The organism is Butyrivibrio sp. NC3005 (assembly GCF_000424545.1).
Lineage (GTDB): Bacteria > Bacillota > Clostridia > Lachnospirales > Lachnospiraceae > Butyrivibrio.
Map to the genome: position 1 here is coordinate 1 of NZ_AUKC01000030.1, position 18180 is coordinate 18180.

An 18180-nucleotide genomic window follows, 5' to 3' on the forward strand; every position below is an offset into this window, starting at 1 on the left:
CCTTTAAACCCCAGACCAACGTTTATAAACAGTTCTGCTCATGAAATATTACAAGCCAGTAAAACTAATCTACTAAGTATTCAAAACAATAACCTATAGGTTTTGAAATTAATATAATCCGATAAATATACGACTACAAAGAATATATCTTATGAAGCCTGATATTAAGCGTTTTTTTGAAAAGAAAAAAAGAATACCTATATGGTCGATTCTCATATGGATTATCATATGGCAGCTACTTGCCATGTATTTGAACTCAGACATACTGCTTTCATCACCTTTACAGGCGGCAGTATGTCTGTTTTCGATGATGAAAACACAAAGCTATTGGAGCGCTGTTTTCTTTAGCTTTTTTAGAATAATGTCAGGTTTTGTTCTGGCTGTGACTGTAGGAATACTTTTTTGCGTATTATCCTATATTAGCAGCGTATTAAGAGATTTTATATCTTTTCCGATATCAGTTGTTAAATCTACACCGGTAGCTTCTTTCATAATACTGGTGCTGATATGGATTCCATCAAAGAATATTTCAGTGTTCATATCTTTTCTAATGGCATTTCCTATAATCTATACTAATCTTTTACAGGGATTGTATCAGATGGACGAGAAAATGCTCGAACTTTCGAAAATATTCCGCTTATCATTTATAAAGCAGGTTCGATATATATATATTCCCCACGTCTTACCATTTTTTAAAGCAGCATGTATGACTAGTCTTGGACTTTGCGTAAAGTCGGGAGTGGCAGCAGAGATAATAGGGCTTCCTAAAGGGTCTATAGGAGAGAATCTATACGAAGCGAAAATCTACCTTAGTACGCCAGAGATGTTCGCATGGACAGTAACCATCATTGTCTTGGGGATAATAATGGAAAAAATAGTGATGATGTTAATAAACAAAATAGTGATGAAATTAGAAGGAATGAATTATGGCGAAAAGTGATATCATTGCTGAAAATATAACTAAAAGCTATGACAATAAAAAAGTTATAGACTCATTTTCTCATGTCTTTGAAAATAACAGTCTGACGATAGTAAAGGGAAAATCAGGCTCAGGAAAAACTACGTTTCTTCGTATAATAATGGGGTTGGAAACATATGAAAGCGGATGTTTAAAAGGCATGGATAACAGAAAAATAAGCGCAGTTTTTCAGGAAAACAGACTATGTGATAATTTAACAGCGCTATTAAATGTTAAAATGGTAACTGACAATAATAACAGACATTCAGATGCTGAGATTGTTAGCTGTTTTCATAAGATAGGGATTGAAGATATCAGTAATAAACCAGTATCTGAATTTAGCGGAGGTATGAAAAGAAGGGTAGCTATACTCCGCGCACTTATCGCAGATTTCGATATTTTAATAATGGATGAACCAATGAAAGGTCTTGATAGAATAACCAAAGAACAGACTATAAATCTTATCGGGGAACTTACCAGAGAAAAGACAATTATTATGACAAGTCATGATGAAAGCGAAAAAGAACTTTTCGAAAAAGCAACAAAAAGAAAAGCTTTTGAACTTAATCTCGATGATAGGGAATAAATAAACAACAAAATGGACTAAAGATTTAGGGGATACAAATGAGCAGTTCAAAAAAAAACTTAAACAATAAAATCGGAAGGAGGTTATTATTAACGATTTTATTGTCATTTATATTAGTTGTAGCAATCTTTATAGCAATGACACTTCTTCGGTTTAACATGACCAGGAAAGAAAATTTGTCAGAAGTAGGCAGTTACGACAAATACTATGTAATGATAACAGATAATTACAAGAGCGATTTTTGGCAGTCGGTATATAAGGGGGCGTTAGAGGAAGCTAAAAAGAATAACACCTACATAGATTTATTAGGTGAAAAGCTATCCGGCAACTATTCTTCGGAAGATTTGATGAAAATAGCTATAGCATCCAAAGTAGATGGAATAGTTATTTCATCTACTGAGTCTAGTCATATGGCAAAACTGATAGATGAAGCATCTAAAAATGACATTCCTGTCGTAACACTGTATATAGACCATGCGGACACAAGTAGAATAAGCTTTGCGGGCGTTGGAAGCTTTAATATAGGACGTGAGTATGGCAGACAGGTCCTGAATATTATCAAAGAAAAACGAAAAGAAGACTTCATGGAAGCTTCGAAGATGAAGAATAGAAAGACTATGCAGATTGCTGTTTTGGTAAATTCTGACTCAAAGGATACAGGACAGAATCTTATAATATCAGGTTTGCAGGAAACGATTATGGGGGATAAGACTTCGGATTCAGAGTTTTCAGTTTCACTTGTTACAGTGGAAAATACCAACGCTTTTTCTGCAGAAGAATCTATCAGAGATATTTTCTTGAAAAAAGAAATTCCAGATATCTTGATATGTCTAAACGAGCTTAATACTATCTGTGCATATCAGGCAGTAGTTGATCATAATAAAGTGGGAGAAGTCAATATATTGGGATATCATGACAGCGACATGATACTAAAGGCAATTGATAGAGGTGTAATCTATGCCACTATTTCTATTGATACCAGGCAGCTAGGAGAATATTGTGTAACTGCACTTTCTGACTATTATGAAATTGGTAATACCAATCAGTACTATTCTGCTGATGTAACACTTATTAATAAAGACAATGTCAAAAACTATATGAAAAAAGGGGAGGATAATCAAAATGACTAAGTTCTATAATCTTCCCTTACAGATAAAGATTATCAGTATATATATTTTTGCAAATCTCCTTATCCTTATTGTTAATATCTTCCTTATTATGGGAATAAACAGAATGACTCTGGATATGGGAATGGTATATCAGGATAATAGACATTTGAATGAACTGTCCAATTCGCTAATGGATGTGCAGCAGTGCATGACCAACTACCTTAATGTCAAAACGTCAGATTCGCTCGAAGAATATTACAAAAAAGCGCAGAAATTCGAAGAACTGTATGAAGATTTAAATGACGAAGTTACAGACATTTCATTTCACAGAATGGAAAGAAATATCAAAAATATGTCCAGAACATATATGGATGAAGTTACACAGACAATTGAGGCCAAAAGAGGTAGAAACGTAGAGAAATACAGAACTCATTATGAAAATGCCACGCAGATTTATGATTATATTTTTTCCTATATCAGAAGTTTGAACATAGAGCAGTTTGCAAGTAACTCAAGGCATTACAATAGACTTTCAAAGTCTTTTGGAGTATTTGAAACAGTCAGTGTATCTGCTATGTGCCTTCTTATGGTGATAAATATTTTCATCATAACAAATTTTGTAAGAATGATTATAAAACCGCTTCGTATGTTGGCAGACTCTGCGAATGAAGTCGCTGATGGAAACTTTGATGTAAAGCTTCCGGAAGTGGTGATTCATGATGATATAGGAATAGTTATAAGTGCTTTTGACAAGATGCTTTTTAGTATAAGACAGTATATAGACAAACTTAAAGAGAGTATGGAAAAAGAGCGCTACATGCAGGAAAAAGAACTGATGATGGAAACACACCTAAAAGATGCTCAGTTAAAGTATCTGCAGGCGCAGATAAATCCACACTTTTTGTTTAATACATTAAATGCCGGTGCGCAGCTGGCAATGATGGAAGAAGCAGATAGAACTTATGAATATGTTCAGACAGTTGCAGATTTTTTTCGTTATAATGTAAGGAAACAGGAAAGCCTCGTAACACTGGGTGAAGAAATAGAACTTGTAGATAACTACATTAAGATTTTAAATGTTCGCTTTTCTGGAGATATTCATTACGAAAAAAAGGTCGACGATTCACTGTTACAGACGCAAATGCCCAGCATGATACTGCAGCCAATTGTAGAAAATGCAGTCAATCATGGAATAAGAGAAATGGGAGATAAGGGTAAAATCACACTCTTTGTCTATGAAGATGAAAGTGACGTTTGTGTCAGTGTTAAGGATAATGGTAAAGGTATGAGCCCTGAAGATGCAGAAATGATTCTAAACGGTAAATGGAAATGCAAGGAAAATCAGTATGACAACAATGGAATAGGAATGGATAATGTCATTTCCAGACTCCAGCTGTTCGCGGAAAAGAAAGATGTAATAGACATCATTAGCAGTAAAGGAAATGGGTGCGAGATAATCGTAAGATTACCTTTTATAAGTCAAAAATAGTGGGCACTATAGGGTAAAAGCTGCAACGATAATGGCATAACAGATATAATAAGATTATAGAAGTGTATAAGAGTAAATCAGGGGTGATATATGTACAGAATAATGATAGCAGATGATGAAGGTATAGTAATAGACTCTATGAAATACATTATAGAGAAAGAATTTGGCGACGAGTGTGAAATTAAATATGCCAAAACCGGAAGAAGCGTAATCGAACTTGCAGAAAACTATAGACCCGACATAGCAATTATGGATATACATATGCCGGGAATAAATGGAATAGAAGCTATTAAAGAGATTAAGAAATTTTCTCCTGGTACTCTTTTTATAATAATGTCAGCCTATGATAAGTTTGATTATGCCAAAGAAGCTATAAAACTCGGAGTACTAGAGTATTTAAATAAGCCTGTTGACAGAAGAAAGATAATAAGTGTACTAAATTCTGCAATGAAACAGATAGAAACCTCAAGGCAGAAACGAAGCAGTGACCTTATTATCAAGGAAAAACTGGAAATAGTAGAGCCTATTATCGAAAACGGGCTTATCTATGATCTTCTTTTTCAGGAAGAGTTCGATGAGGATATAGAGAATTATAGAACTATGCTCGGGATAAAAGAAAACTACGGATATATGCTTTCTATTGTGTGCGGAGATGATCAGGAAGGAACACACATGACTAATGCTGTAGGAAGTTCAGTTAAACTTTCCAGAAAATACAGTGAGATCAGAGAGTGTGTCAAAGAGTTCTTTAACTGCAAAATGGGAAACGTTATGTCTAACAAGATTGCAGTTTTTATCCCGTTTGAAGATGAGAGTATGGATTATACCACAAGAACCGAACTTATAGATACTTCAAGAGAACTTGTAAGATATCTTAAGAAAAAAACTGATATAAGTGTGCGCATAGGAATAGGTAAAGTCAAGAAATTAAAGGAATTAGGGGATTCCTACAGAGAAGCACTTAATGCACTTCTTGCAACAACTTCAAGCGTGGCACATGTAGATGACCTTTCTATTAGTTGCGATTATGATGAAGGATATCCAAAAGATTTAGAGAAACCGTTGTTTGAAGCTATATCACACGGAGATCTTGAAGCTACCAAACTTATAGCAGAAAAATATGCTGACTGGATGTGTAAGAGTGCAGAAGAAGGAACACTAATGTCGATGCGCCTCAAAGTGCTGGAGTTTGCTCTTTATGCTGAACATCTCGCATATCAAAATGGTGGTCAGACCTACCACTATTCAGGAAGAGATAACTACCTTCCTGATGTAATGGCGATTGAAGATAGTAAGGGACTTAAAGACTGGTTTCTGGATAAAGTAATAACATCCTGCCAAAACGTCATGAATAAGCGTGAAGAAAAATCAAATGACATAATAAAGGATGCTAAAAACTATATAGATGCTCACTTTGACAAGGATATATCTCTAGATGATGTATCAAGAGTAGTAGATATATCTCCATATTATTTTAGTAAAGTATTCAAAGAAGAAAGTGGAATGAATTTCGTAGAGTATCTTACAAGTGTAAGAATTGCGAAAGCTAAAGAACTCTTAGAAGATTCAGATTATTCCATGAAAGAAATATGCGTGCTTTGCGGATATACAGATCCTAACTATTTTAGCCGCATTTTCAAAAAGAATGTTGGAGTAACACCGACAGAATATAAGACTTCGGTAATCTGTTACCAGAATGCAGACAGGTAGGGGGTGCGTCTGCAACGAAATATACGAACAGCAAAACAGACAATATTGTAACAATAAACTTTAGATGTTTGTCGAAAGAAGTCAGAAGGGAGGTTACAAATGTATATCAGAGCTATTGCAAAAAGGCTGGCACTTTTTTTAGGGGTGATTATATGTGCATGTTCTTTGGCAGGATGCGGTGATTCCAAGAAAACAGACTCTTTTGCAGAGAAAAAGAAGGAAGAAAAGATTCAAATAGGCATGTGTTTCGATTCCTTTGTAATCGAAAGGTGGCAGAGAGACAGAGATGTATTCGTATCCATGGCAAAAGAGTTGGGAGCAGAAGTCAATGTACAAAATGCAAATGGGGATGCAGAAGTACAGAAGAAACAAATTGATTATTTTATAAAAAAAGACATGGATGTCATAGTGGTTATCTGCATAGATTCTGATACGATTAAAGATTCAGTTAGTAGGGCAAGGGATGAGGGAATAAAAGTAATTGCATACGACAGACTTATAAAAGGAGTCGATGTGGATTTGTACATTTCTTTTGACAACGAGAAGGTAGGAGAAATGATGGCAACATCAATGGTGGATAAAGGACTTCCTGACAAAAAAGTGCTAATGATTTGTGGTTCTTTGTCTGATAACAACGTAGCTATAGTAGAAAAAGGCTTTACTAAAGTCATGGAAGAAAACAATATAGAAATCATAGATAAGGTGTATGCAGAAGGCTGGAGAGCAGAAGCTGCAGGCGAATATATCTATGAAAACATGGATAAAGTCATGAAAGTAGATGGAATTATGTGCGGCAATGATGACCTTGCAAGCCGTGTCATATATGCACTTGCAGAAAAGCGTCTTGCAGGTAAAAAAATAGTGGTAGGACAGGATGCAGACTTGGAAGCATGCCAGAAAATAGTCGAAGGCACGCAGCTAATGACTGTATATAAGCCTATAGAAAAACTTGCAGGAAAGGCAGCAGAGTGCGCAGTAATACTGGCTAAAGGAGAGGAAATTGATGATACAGATCTCTCGGAGTTTGAAGATGACAATAGAAAAATAGCTTTCCTAAAAATAGATCCGGTAAGCGTAACAGCTCAAAATATAGATGATGTAATAATAAAAAGTGGATTTCATTTACAGGAAGATGTATATCTAAATGTAAACAGAAAGTAATCGGATAAAATGATTTAGCAGAAATTTATGTGAGGCACGTATGATGGCAAAAAAATGCTATCATGCGTGTTTTTTTATGCGCTGTGAAGATGAAAATATACTGTTTTTCGCAAGTTTGTACTATTAAATATATGTTAAATTGTAAACAAGTCAGGGAGCGAAAGGTTACTAAAAGGTTGAAAAGAGAAGGTAACGCATATCCCAAATGTAATCTAATAAATCTTGTTCACAAAGGGAGGGAACACAAGATGAAGAAAAAAATATTAGGTGCACTTCTTTCTACAATGATGGCAGCATCCTTACTTGTTGGATGCTCTGGTGGCGGAAATTCATCAAATAATGATGGCAGTCAGGCATCAAACAACGAAACAGATGAATCGAAAACAGATGAATCAAAAAAAGATGAATCAGGATCCGGAAATATTGTAGGTGTTGCAATGCCGACAAAAGATCTCCAAAGATGGAATCAGGACGGCGAAAACATGGAGAAGCAGCTTAAAGATGCAGGATATGAAGTAAATATCCAGTATGCTTCTAATGATATCTCAACTCAGGTTTCCCAGATTGAAAACATGATAAGCGGAGGAGCCAAAGTTCTTGTAATCGCATCAATCGATGGCGACTCTCTTGGAACAGTTCTTGCTCAGGCAAAAGAAGCCAACATACCGGTTATTGCTTATGACCGTCTTATTATGAACTCCGATGCAGTATCCTACTACGCAACATTTGATAACTATATGGTAGGTAAGAAGCAGGGTGAGTACATCGAAGAAAAGCTCGATCTAAAAAATGCAAAAGGACCTTTCAACATCGAAATCTTCACAGGTGATCCAGGTGATAACAATGCAAGATTCTTCTATGGCGGCGCAATGGATATCTTAAAGCCATACATTGATAAAGGAACACTTGTAGTAAAGTCCAAGCAGGTTGACTTCGATAATGTTGCAACAGCTAACTGGGCAACAGAAACAGCACAGTCCAGAATGGATGCAATCATTTCTTCCAACTATGCTGATGGAACAAAGCTTGATGCAGTACTTTGCTCCAACGATTCTACAGCACTTGGTGTAACAAATTCACTTGAAGCAAACTATACAGGCGAGTGGCCGATTATCACAGGTCAGGACTGTGACGTTGCCAACGTTAAGAACATGATCGAAGGCAAGCAGTCAATGTCTATTTTCAAAGATACTCGTGATCTTGCAACTCAGACAGTTAAGATGGTAGATGCTATCATGAAGGGCTCTGAAGCTCCTGTAAACGATACAACAACATATGATAACGGAACAGGTGTCATTCCTTCATACCTCTGCGAGCCAGTATTTGCAGACAAGGACAATTACAAGAAACTTCTTATTGATTCAGGATATTACACAGAAGATCAGCTTAAGTAAAACAATTTCCTGCTTAAGTTAAAACATTTAGCTGCAGGAATTCAAAGTTTAAAGCAGTTTACTATTTAGTAGCTTGTTTTGCCTGCCTGTACTATTTCATAAAGAAATATACAGGCAGTAAAACAAACTACATTCTACAAACAAGTTGGGAACGGGAGGGGTACACTTGGCGAAGATATTATTGGAAATGAATCAAATAACGAAAACTTTCCCTGGTGTGAAAGCCCTTGATAATGTAAATCTTCAGGTTGAAGAGGGTGAAATTCATGCTTTGGTAGGGGAAAATGGCGCTGGTAAATCTACTTTGATGAATGTCTTGAGTGGAATTTATCCATATGGCTCGTATGAGGGTGATATAAAGTATGATGGAGAAGTATGTAAATTTAATAATATAAAAGACAGTGAATCAAAAGGTATTGTTATTATTCATCAGGAACTTGCACTTATTCCATACATGTCAATAGCGGAAAATATGTTCCTTGGAAATGAAAAAGGAGCTAAATATAGAATCAATTGGAATGAAACAAATGAACTTGCGCGTAAATATCTCGATATTGTTGGATTAAAAGAAAGTACACAAACAAGAATAAAGGATATCGGTGTTGGTAAGCAGCAGCTTGTAGAGATAGCAAAAGCTCTTTCTAAAAATGCAAGGCTACTGATTCTTGATGAGCCTACTTCATCATTAAATGAAACAGACTCAAAAGCATTGCTGGATCTGATGCTTAGGTTGAAAAAAGAGCAGAATCTTACATCTATCATAATTTCGCACAAACTTAATGAAATTTCTTATGTTGCAGATAAGATTACAGTCATAAGAGATGGTTCTACGATTGAGACACTTACAAAGGGAGTAGATGATTTCTCAGAAGATAGAATCATCAAAGGAATGGTAGGAAGAGAATTATCAGACAGATTCCCGAAACGAGTTCCGAATATTGGCGATGTTATGATGGAGGTAAAAAACTGGAATGTTTACCATCCATTATATAGTGATAGAAAAATCGTCAATAATGTAAGCTTTAATGTAAAAAAAGGTGAAGTACTCGGCATATCAGGTCTCATGGGTGCAGGCAGAACAGAACTTGCCATGAGTATCTTTGGAAAAAGCTACGGAGAGAATATTTCCGGCCAGCTCTATATAGGAGGAAAAGAAGTTCATTTAAAATCTGTTCATGATGCAATCAAACATAAGCTTGCATATGTAACAGAAGATAGAAAAGGAAATGGACTCATATTGACAAATCCTATTAAAACAAATACCACAATGGCAAATCTGGAAGGGGTAAGCCATAAAACAGTAATAGATAAAGATAAAGAGTTTTCGGTAGCTGTTGATTACAAGAATAAGTTAAGAACAAAGGCTCCAACAGTTGAGCAGAACGTTGGAAATTTGTCTGGAGGAAATCAGCAGAAGGTTCTATTAGCAAAGTGGATGTTCGCAGATCCGGACATACTGATATTGGATGAACCGACAAGAGGAATTGATGTAGGAGCAAAGTATGAAATTTACTGCATAATAAATCAGCTGGTTGCAGAGGGAAAATCAGTCATCATGATATCTTCTGAACTTCCTGAAATTCTCGGAATGTGCGACAGAATATACGTAATGAACGAGGGAAGAATGGTGGGAGAATTGAATGGAAAAGATGCAACTCAGGAAAAGATTATGTCTATAATCCTGCAGTCATCTGATAAGGAGGAGAGCAAATGAATACAAACCAGATTCTTGGATTTTTGAAAAAAAATACAATGGTAATTGTCTTACTCATTGTAGTTGCATTTTTTTCATGGAGAACAGATGGACAGATCTTGATGCCCATGAATGTAAGTAACCTTATTTCACAGAACGCATATGTGTTTATCCTTGCAACAGGTATGCTTTTGTGTATTCTTACAGGTGGAAATATTGATCTTTCTGTAGGTTCAGTAGTATGTTTCGTAGGTGCAGTTGGAACACTTCTAATGGTAGAACAAAATCTTCCATTCTGGCTTTCTATCATTATCATGATAGTAATCGGAACACTTATAGGCGCTTTCCAAGGCTTCTGGATAGCATTCGTAAGAATACCCCCTTTCATAGTAACCCTTGCTGGTATGCTGGTATTCAGAGGCCTTTCAAATGTAGTATTGCAGGGACGAACAATCTCAATTAAAGAGCAGACAACATTTGTAAACCTCTTTGGAGGCGGAGCAGATTGCTATATTCATGACTTTTTTGGAAATGGTAAACTTAACCTTACATGCCTTTTCGGAGGCGCAGTTGCAACACTTTTGTTTATCTTCCTGCAATTTAGCGCTCGTCTTAAGAGAAAACAGAAGAATTATGAAGTTGAACATCTGCTTGCGTTTCTTGGAAGAATTATAGTAGTATCTGCAGTTATTATGTTTTTTGCATACAAACTTGCACAGCACAAAGGAATTCCAACAGTCCTTATCTGGGTAATGGTAGTAGTTCTTGTATATGGCTATATTACTAACAATACTACAGTTGGTCGTTATTTCTATGCAGTTGGTGGAAATGAGAAGGCAACAAAGCTTTCCGGTATCAATACCAACAAGGTTTATTTCCTTGCATATGCTAACATGGGACTTCTCGCAGCACTTGCAGGAATGGTTACAATTGCAAGACTTACTTCAGCACAGCCAACATATGGTCAGAACTACGAAATGGATGCTATTGGATCTTGCTTTATCGGTGGTGCATCTGCTTATGGTGGAACCGGTACAGTAAAAGGTGTTATCATCGGTGCAGTACTCATGGGTGTTATCAACCTTGGTATGTCACTTATGAGCGTAGATGCTAACATGCAGAAGGTAGTAAAAGGCGTAGTACTCCTTGCAGCAGTTATCTTCGATGTAGTATCCAAACGTGGTGGAAAGATTCTTGCAAAGAACTAAAAAATACCTAATTAAGCTCCCAAAATTTAATGAATATATATATGTTAAAAGGTGCCAGTTATGTGTTCTGGCACCTTTTTAATAATTAATTGAAAAATAAAATACCAATGAAAAAGCTAAGTAGCATGATAGTTAAATAAAGCTTTATGCATACATAAACAATATCATATACAATAGCCCTGTGAAATGCAGGAAGATTAGAAATATTATGCTCTAACCCGATTAAATCTATTTCAATTCTATTCTTTATACAGTAAAAATAAGCATGAATGCTTTTAATTAAAAGTGAAACTGTTAAAAGCAAAGCAAATACAGCTCCACCAATATATACCATGTAGCAAGGAAGCGGATATTTGGATGGTCTTATATCCGGTTGGCTAAGTACAATCAAAAATAAAGCTGCAATGGTAAATAAAATATAAGATACAATAGCCATTGTCAATCTGCATTTCGAAACATCTACCACCCCGTTGTTAAGCGGCGAGCCGAATAGTCTTTTGAAATTCAAGTGAAAATCCTCCCCAAGTAAATAGTTAATTTATCAATAACATATTATACCAAAAGAAACCCTTTTGTTGCTACGATTGAGAATTTTCTTTGTAATTTTCGATATAGTTTTTCATCCTCATCATAATGGATGCCCTTTTTCCATCAGACTTGGGAATGAAAATCTTAACATTTCTCATCACCCGCTTTTGAAAGGGGGACATGAACTTTACATATTTTCCAATCTGTGGAAACTGCTCTTTAATCTGATCTTTCTTGTTTATAAAAGCGGCTTCAACCCTTTTGGGAGTGGAGGCAATTGCATTAACAGTAACTTCTGCTCTCAAGTTGAACTCGTTTTTGTAAGCTTCAACCGTATTAATGAGAGTTGACAGACTTGCAACGGTAAGAGCAAGGTCTGCACCAAAAAGAGCGGCAAGCGGTATAGATGCAGTTTCGAATACCCAATTAGGGATATTTAATTGTATACCTGAGAAAAATGGAATCAAAAACTTAATAACAATTACACCGGCAGCTCCAAAACCAAGACTGGCCGGAAGACAAATCCTGCCATTTAGATTAAGTGGAATATCCCCGTAATCCCACCATCTTGCACCGAATCGTGTTTCCAGCACAACAGAAGTTGTGTACTCCATTACCGCGCTGCCTATCATAGAGAACAAGAATAATACATAGGCTGGTCTGTCAGGATTCAAAAAATTAGGAAAAAGTTGTATCACTAATAAAACAATACACATACTGCTTCCATATATTGGACAGACAGGTCCGAACATAAAACCTCTGTCAACCCACTTTTTTTCTTTCATGGCACAGTAAAATGATTCCCAAATCCATCCTAAAAAGCTGAAAAAGATAAATTGACAAAACAGTTTAGATATATACATCACGCCATTCCTTTTCGCATTCTAATAGTTTCATATGTTGAACAAATCTTGTCTGCAAGGCATACAATCCATGCCTCACGACATTTTGGACAGCTTCTTAGTGTAAGCGGCCACATATGTGAAGAAATGATATTCTTCTCTCTCATAGAAAGACCGAAATCTCTCTCAGCGTTTTTGAGTGCTCTGGCTGGGTGATGATATCCATGAAGCCCATCTCCGAAAGTATGCCAATCATAAAGGAAATAATCGTGGAGGATAGCTCCGCGAATAAGCTCGAAATCATTTGCATGAAGATGAAAACGGTGATTCATACGATAACTGCATTCTGCCACATGGCGAACGTGATCATATGTAGTAACATTTCCGTGCTGAATAAAATTCTTCATCTGTATAACCTTATGATCTTTTAAAAATTCGTCTGCTGCTTCGTAAAATGCAGCTCTTAAATCTCTTTTTTTCATCAAGAAAACTCCTAACCTTTTAGGTAAAAATAATTGCTGCCCACAGTTTATTGTAGAGTGTGCAGTAACTTTGAAAGCTGCTGACTTTAAATCAGCACCTTTTCCATAATAACACTTTTATTGCTTTTCGGATATAAAATCAATGTAATTACACCATATTTAATTTTTAATGATTTTTTAAATTCATTTCTGACAGGTTAATTGATATTTTATAATTATTTTTGGATGTTTTCACTTGTAAAAAGGGTCTTTTGTCGGATTTTTGATACGTTTTGTCTGGAAAAGGTTTTCTTTGCAGATAAAAAGAGTATAATAAAAACGTTTGAAAATAACGCGTGCTTAATGGAGGAAGAGAACACATGAATAATGAAATATTCAAGAAATCATTTAAGTGTATTTGGATATATTTTGCTTGCGCAGTAGTTTGTCTTGTAGTGACAGTGTTTAGCATTTGTAAGATGTCCGACGAAGAAGAGAAAGCAGATTCCAAGGTAACAAATCTAGATAACAATTCAATTACCACTCTTAAATCAGGCAATGCAGTATGTGCTACAATATCTGAAGCGCCGTATGGATTTGCCGAAAGAGAAGAAGCATCAGATAAGTACTATTTTGTAAAAGGTGTAAATGGAACTTATGTGGTAAAGATGACTCTAGAGGATGAAATCAACCTTACTGAGTATGTAAAAGAAAATGGCAAGGCAGTAGTAAGGGGAAGTCTTAGTACTATAGACGATGATGTTAAGAAACTTGCAATAGAAGTTTTTGCTGATGAAGTTAAGGGCTTTGATGAGAAAGAGTATGATAAATATTTTGGTAATTATATAATCGAATATGGAGAGCATGGAACGACAGATTTATATATAGTTTATCTGCTACTTGCTTGTGTTTGCGGAATTTTATTTATTCCTTCATTTATAGGAGGAGTATCTGAAGGAATCAGATCACTGAATTTTAGGAAAGTTTCAGATTTTGATGCCAGTCAGGTAGATATAGAGCTTAGCGATCCACAGGTAATAAGACTGGATAAAGTTAAAGTGTATTTGACACGTCATTATCTTGTTAGTACAGAATATAGCCATGTAGTAATTCCTTATGCAGATATTGTCTGGATGTATAATTATACTTATAGATACAATTTTATAAAAACAATCGATTGCATCAAGTTTACAACATTAGATGGAAAGACTTATACAATAGCAAATAAAGTCTGGAAGAGAAACTGCAAGGATGTTCACGAACAAATTTTTGCAAGATGTCGCTATTCTAATCCGCATATTGTATTAGGGTATACAGATGATGCTAAAAAGTACAATAAACAAATAATGAAACAGATTAAACAATTAAAAAAGAGTGGTCAAGATCCTAAAACAGTCTTAAGACCAAAAGATATAGAGCAGCTAAGCGTTGGCTGATACAAACCCCACTGTTGTTAAGAAAAATAAGAACAACAGTGGGGGTTTGGATGCTAGAGCGAAGAAAAATTTATCAGAAAACATTTTCTGATGGTCAAGATTAATTGTAAACCGAAGTTATATAATTTCCATATACTTCATGGAAATCATCTTTGTAGGCTCTTCCAATCTTGAAATGCTCGTCATTATCCATTAAGATACGTGTTTTATTGCATCTGATGATGTGCCTCATGTTTACAATAGCGGATTTGTGTATGCGAACGAAATTGCTGGGCATTTGTTCTGATATTTCGCCAAGCGTAGTTATAATACTGAATTCTTTTTTGGTTGATAACACATCAATATAATGGCTGTTTGCCTTGAAATATATCACATCAGAAAAGGTGACATTGTGTTTGGCCATCATCTTGGCACAAGGCGATGTATTATCTATATTGGAACCATATGAATAATTAATGCATGAAATAAACTTGTCTTTGCAATTACTGACAGGCTTGAGCAAATAGTTTATTGCACGTGAGTCATATCCTTCAAATACGAAATTTTTAAAGGCAGTTAGGAAGAGAATATCGTTTTGATATCCGCTTGTTCTAAGATGCTTTGCAAAAGATATTCCATTTGTAGATGAACCTTTTAAGTCAATATCGAGGATGAAAAGGTTTATTTGGTTAAAGTCTTTATCTTTTTGATACTCTTTGAAAAGCTCTGGGGTTGCGAAATTGTGAAAAGTTACCTCTTTATCGTATGCCCATTCATTTATAATAAATTCTGCATTTATTATATCTTCTTTACAATCTTCGATAAGTATAATGTTAAACATTTTGGGTCTCCTGATTCTTGAAAATAAGAATATCTACTGCAAAAATTCCATTGTTTTCATTTGCATATAATAAGCCGCCGATTTTTTCAACTTGTCTTTTGATGTTTCTTAGCCCAAATCCATGACCAGAATCTGATTTAGAGGATTTGTATAATAATCCATCTTTATTGAGATAATCTTGTTTATACGGATTATCAATGTGAATAATTATATGATTCTCAGTAAGATTAATCGAAAAATTTATTAATGCATCGCTCCTGTTTTGCAATCGTTCACATGATTCTATTGCATTATCCCATAGATTACACAGTGTAGTGGTAATAAATATAGGATCAAGTTTTAGACTTTTTATTAATACGTAATTGATATTTACTTTTATTTTCTTTGATTTGCAAATATCAGATTTGAAATTGATGATGCTGTCTAGTAAGCTATTGCCGGTATAGTAGCTGCTTTTTAAAGAGCAGGCAATATTGTTTTGGACTTTATTGATATAGTCTTTTAACTCTTCTTTGTCAGAAGGTTTTTCGCGCAAAAATGCAGTTAAAGTGTCATTGAAGTGTTTTAAATCATGTTTAACTGATTGAAGCTCATTAATATCGTTCATAATCTCTTTGGACGAATCTTTTTTCTGAATCAGGTTTTGAATAGTATTCAGATTTTCTCTACTAATATCGTTTTTTACTAAATATAATATTGATATTACAAGAAAAACTGTATTCGATATAGAAAAAACAAAAAGCATTTTTGAAGATGGTTTGTCATTTCTTAGAAATGAAGTTAGCAAATAGTTGGAAGAAACTATTTCTACATGAATAAGAAGTGCAAGTATAGCAATGCTGTTAGAAGCTAATCTTTCAAGAGAATCTGCATAATGTGAGAGAAGAGTAGTATATAAATATATTAAAAAAAGGTATAAAAATTCAGAAAAACTTTTCACCAGGCTGTGTATAAGTAAGGAAGACAAGTTATTATGCGATAAAAGAGCAGCAATACCAGCAGATTGAAGAAATGAAATGTGGCAAAGAGTGGAGTATGCTACACCATAAAAAACACTATTCTTAATACTTTTCTGGTAAAAAAAGTAGAAATAGCAAATGTTAAAAAACAGCATAATAAATGGAAGGCTAATATAAGAACAGTTACAAAGCCTGCACAAACAAAGAAATATGCCAAATATAAATAAGAAAACATATCTTATAGGGGAGTGTTTTGAAGTGGTAGCATAACACTTCTTCAGAAAAAAATCAAAGAAAAATCTATCCAAAAACTTAATCAAATAATCTGTCAAAATCAGTGCGGTCATCATGATAATTAATATTCCTTTAACAATTTTGTTTTATTTTACATCAATTACAGGTCGGAATCAATAGGGAAAAATAAAATAAAAACGTGTCGTTCAGGAAAAAAACGTGTCGTTCAGGAAATGGTATGCTTAAAAGTATTGTATTACAAAATATAGTGATTATAATGATATTTGTTCGAACACAGAAAGGTAACTGTAAAAGATTGTTTATTAAGAAGTTGGTTAAGCCACTAGAAGAGGTTTACGGTGGCTTAACTGTATGTGGAGGAAGGAAGAAGAATTATGAACATATTACAAAAATTATATCCACAAAATGATGAAAAAATGATAGAGGTAAAATTGGATAAAGAACATTTTCCGTTCAAACTATTGGCCCATAAAACAACAGTCGAAGATTTTATTCAAGGGAAAATCATTAATCCAATACATTGCCGGATTGGACTGACAAATAAGTGCAATTTACGATGTAAGTTTTGCAATTTTCACTCGGAAAATGAAAAAGATTTTTATGATGAGTTTTCTTTTGAAGATTTTATGGATAAGGATCGAATGATAAGTTTTTTGGATGATTTTTCGAAAAATGGAGGAAAGGCAATAACTTTATGCGGGAGTGGAGAGCCGACTATTCATCCTGATTATGTTGAGATATGCGAGTATGCTAATAAGGTAGGAATTCAAATAGGTTTGATAACCAATGGTAGTATGCTGACAAATGAAAAAATTCTTAATTGTATTAAGAAAACGCATACCTGGGTAAGAGTTGGACTCAATGCTGGAAGTCAAGAAACATATAGCAGAATCACATCAACAACTATATATAAATTTTCTGCTATTTTGGAGGCAGTAAGCAAACTGAAAAATGAGAGTGCAGAAAGTGAATTTAGGATAGGTCTTAATTTTGTTATTACTATGGATAATTATGAAGAAATCTTTGTAGCTGCAGAAGAGGCAAAGAAATATGGAGCCGACTATATTCGTTTTGAACCTGAATTTTATTCTGCGTTAGCACATAAGACTATATATGATCATTTAGAGCAAATTGAATTAGAATTGGAAAAAGCAAAGGAACTTTCAGATGCTCAATTTGAAGTATCCATACCAAAACTTAATCGAGGAGCAATGACGAAAACTGATCAGATAGAAGGTGATTTTGATGTCTGTTATTATTCAGAATTTGTAACAGCTTTAGGTGCTAATGGCTGTATGTACCCATGTCCTCAGATTCATCTTAACAAAGATTATAATATGGGAAACATAGAAGAAGGTTATGAAAAGTGGCTTAAAGGTGCAAGTAGAGATAATTGGAAAAAGAATCATGAAGACAGAAAGAAAATGTGTAAAACATGCTTTTATAGACCACAGAACGAAATGCTGAATTATCTAAAAAATGGGAAAGTTAAATATGACGAGGTAATCAAATTAACGCAGGAGGAATACGGGGACATAATTCATAGAAATTTTGTCTAAGGCGATAGTGTG

At 34.8% G+C, this 18180-nt stretch carries 17 protein-coding genes; 12 read left to right on the forward strand and 5 right to left on the reverse strand.

From position 1 onward, the window contains the following. Nucleotides 1–151 precede the first annotated feature (151 nt). From G634_RS0109110 to mmsB, 9 genes are all read left to right on the forward strand, one after another. Nucleotides 152–940, forward strand: coding sequence for an ABC transporter permease (locus tag G634_RS0109110; RefSeq protein WP_035799501.1), 789 nt, complete (start codon nucleotides 152–154; stop codon nucleotides 938–940). Next, nucleotides 927–1544, forward strand: coding sequence for an ATP-binding cassette domain-containing protein (locus G634_RS18620; RefSeq protein ID WP_051233793.1), 618 nt, complete (start codon nucleotides 927–929; stop codon nucleotides 1542–1544). The genes G634_RS0109110 and G634_RS18620 overlap by 14 nt, the downstream gene beginning before the upstream one ends. 38 nt (nucleotides 1545–1582) lie before the next feature. Next, a complete protein-coding gene (locus G634_RS0109120) occupies nucleotides 1583–2674 on the forward strand; it encodes a substrate-binding domain-containing protein (protein ID WP_081676571.1) in 1092 nt (363 codons plus the stop codon). After that, a complete protein-coding gene (locus G634_RS0109125; RefSeq protein ID WP_035799503.1) occupies nucleotides 2667–4142 on the forward strand; it encodes a sensor histidine kinase in 1476 nt (491 codons plus the stop codon). The genes G634_RS0109120 and G634_RS0109125 overlap by 8 nt, the downstream gene beginning before the upstream one ends. Before the next feature lie 90 nt (nucleotides 4143–4232). Continuing rightward, nucleotides 4233–5852 (forward strand): response regulator, encoded by a 1620-nt coding sequence (locus G634_RS18625; RefSeq protein ID WP_051233794.1) that lies wholly within the window; start codon nucleotides 4233–4235, stop codon nucleotides 5850–5852. A gap of 99 nt (nucleotides 5853–5951) precedes the next feature. After that, nucleotides 5952–7013: a sugar ABC transporter substrate-binding protein gene (locus tag G634_RS0109135; RefSeq protein WP_051233795.1), complete on the forward strand. Its 1062-nt coding sequence runs from the start codon at nucleotides 5952–5954 to the stop codon at nucleotides 7011–7013. A 248-nt stretch (nucleotides 7014–7261) separates the two neighbouring features. Further along, nucleotides 7262–8407 (forward strand): multiple monosaccharide ABC transporter substrate-binding protein, encoded by a 1146-nt coding sequence (gene chvE / locus G634_RS0109140; protein ID WP_026505039.1) that lies wholly within the window; start codon nucleotides 7262–7264, stop codon nucleotides 8405–8407. Nucleotides 8408–8573: 166 nt separating this feature from the next. After that, the gene (gene mmsA / locus G634_RS0109145; protein ID WP_026505040.1) at nucleotides 8574–10121 is read left to right on the forward strand and encodes a multiple monosaccharide ABC transporter ATP-binding protein; all 1548 of its coding nucleotides are present in this window, start codon (nucleotides 8574–8576) and stop codon (nucleotides 10119–10121) included. Then, nucleotides 10118–11308: a multiple monosaccharide ABC transporter permease gene (gene mmsB / locus G634_RS0109150; protein WP_026505041.1), complete on the forward strand. Its 1191-nt coding sequence runs from the start codon at nucleotides 10118–10120 to the stop codon at nucleotides 11306–11308. Before mmsA ends, mmsB begins: the two co-directional genes overlap by 4 nt. A gap of 85 nt (nucleotides 11309–11393) precedes the next feature. On the opposite strand, the gene G634_RS0109155 is transcribed toward mmsB, so the two are convergent. From G634_RS0109155 to G634_RS18630, 3 genes are all read right to left on the reverse strand, one after another. Next, complete coding sequence (locus tag G634_RS0109155; protein WP_026505042.1) at nucleotides 11394–11816, reverse strand: hypothetical protein; 423 nt, start codon at nucleotides 11814–11816, stop codon at nucleotides 11394–11396. A 70-nt stretch (nucleotides 11817–11886) separates the two neighbouring features. Next, the gene (locus G634_RS0109160) at nucleotides 11887–12699 is read right to left on the reverse strand and encodes a putative ABC transporter permease (RefSeq protein ID WP_026505043.1); all 813 of its coding nucleotides are present in this window, start codon (nucleotides 12697–12699) and stop codon (nucleotides 11887–11889) included. Then, the gene (locus tag G634_RS18630; protein ID WP_035799505.1) at nucleotides 12699–13160 is read right to left on the reverse strand and encodes an HD domain-containing protein; all 462 of its coding nucleotides are present in this window, start codon (nucleotides 13158–13160) and stop codon (nucleotides 12699–12701) included. The genes G634_RS0109160 and G634_RS18630 overlap by 1 nt, the downstream gene beginning before the upstream one ends. 359 nt (nucleotides 13161–13519) lie before the next feature. Here G634_RS18630 and G634_RS0109170 point away from each other — a divergent pair, with 359 nt between their 5' ends. Then, the gene (locus tag G634_RS0109170; protein WP_026505044.1) at nucleotides 13520–14575 is read left to right on the forward strand and encodes a DUF6709 family protein; all 1056 of its coding nucleotides are present in this window, start codon (nucleotides 13520–13522) and stop codon (nucleotides 14573–14575) included. 100 nt (nucleotides 14576–14675) lie between these two features. On the opposite strand, the gene G634_RS0109175 is transcribed toward G634_RS0109170, so the two are convergent. After that, nucleotides 14676–15395 (reverse strand): LytR/AlgR family response regulator transcription factor, encoded by a 720-nt coding sequence (locus G634_RS0109175; protein WP_026505045.1) that lies wholly within the window; start codon nucleotides 15393–15395, stop codon nucleotides 14676–14678. Then, entirely contained in the window at nucleotides 15388–16002 is a 615-nt protein-coding gene (locus tag G634_RS21390; protein ID WP_196805325.1) for an ATP-binding protein, read from the reverse strand. Before G634_RS21390 ends, G634_RS0109175 begins: the two co-directional genes overlap by 8 nt. Nucleotides 16003–16413: 411 nt before the next feature. Here G634_RS21390 and G634_RS21395 point away from each other — a divergent pair, with 411 nt between their 5' ends. Further along, nucleotides 16414–16581: a hypothetical protein gene (locus G634_RS21395; protein WP_196805326.1), complete on the forward strand. Its 168-nt coding sequence runs from the start codon at nucleotides 16414–16416 to the stop codon at nucleotides 16579–16581. Between the two features lie 402 nt (nucleotides 16582–16983). Beyond that, on the forward strand, nucleotides 16984–18168 hold the full coding sequence (locus tag G634_RS18640) for a radical SAM/SPASM domain-containing protein (RefSeq protein WP_051233796.1): 1185 nt from the start codon (nucleotides 16984–16986) through the stop codon (nucleotides 18166–18168). The last annotated feature ends 12 nt before the right edge of the window (nucleotides 18169–18180 follow it).

What these genes read in the sequence shown, in the direction of transcription:
- mmsB (WP_026505041.1), top strand. Translation starts at nt 10,118, where the DNA reads ATGAATACAAACCAGATTCTTGGATTTTTGAAAAAAAATACAATGGTA.
- G634_RS18625 (WP_051233794.1), top strand. Translation starts at nt 4,233, where the DNA reads ATGTACAGAATAATGATAGCAGATGATGAAGGTATAGTAATAGACTCT.
- G634_RS21390 (WP_196805325.1), bottom strand. Translation starts at nt 16,002, where the DNA reads ATGAACGATATTAATGAGCTTCAATCAGTTAAACATGATTTAAAACAC.
- G634_RS0109170 (WP_026505044.1), top strand. Translation starts at nt 13,520, where the DNA reads ATGAATAATGAAATATTCAAGAAATCATTTAAGTGTATTTGGATATAT.
- G634_RS0109120 (WP_081676571.1), top strand. Translation starts at nt 1,583, where the DNA reads ATGAGCAGTTCAAAAAAAAACTTAAACAATAAAATCGGAAGGAGGTTA.
- G634_RS0109175 (WP_026505045.1), bottom strand. Translation starts at nt 15,395, where the DNA reads ATGTTTAACATTATACTTATCGAAGATTGTAAAGAAGATATAATAAAT.
- G634_RS0109135 (WP_051233795.1), top strand. Translation starts at nt 5,952, where the DNA reads ATGTATATCAGAGCTATTGCAAAAAGGCTGGCACTTTTTTTAGGGGTG.
- G634_RS18630 (WP_035799505.1), bottom strand. Translation starts at nt 13,160, where the DNA reads ATGAAAAAAAGAGATTTAAGAGCTGCATTTTACGAAGCAGCAGACGAA.
- G634_RS0109160 (WP_026505043.1), bottom strand. Translation starts at nt 12,699, where the DNA reads ATGTATATATCTAAACTGTTTTGTCAATTTATCTTTTTCAGCTTTTTA.
- G634_RS18620 (WP_051233793.1), top strand. Translation starts at nt 927, where the DNA reads ATGGCGAAAAGTGATATCATTGCTGAAAATATAACTAAAAGCTATGAC.
- G634_RS0109110 (WP_035799501.1), top strand. Translation starts at nt 152, where the DNA reads ATGAAGCCTGATATTAAGCGTTTTTTTGAAAAGAAAAAAAGAATACCT.
- G634_RS18640 (WP_051233796.1), top strand. Translation starts at nt 16,984, where the DNA reads ATGAACATATTACAAAAATTATATCCACAAAATGATGAAAAAATGATA.
- G634_RS0109125 (WP_035799503.1), top strand. Translation starts at nt 2,667, where the DNA reads ATGACTAAGTTCTATAATCTTCCCTTACAGATAAAGATTATCAGTATA.
- chvE (WP_026505039.1), top strand. Translation starts at nt 7,262, where the DNA reads ATGAAGAAAAAAATATTAGGTGCACTTCTTTCTACAATGATGGCAGCA.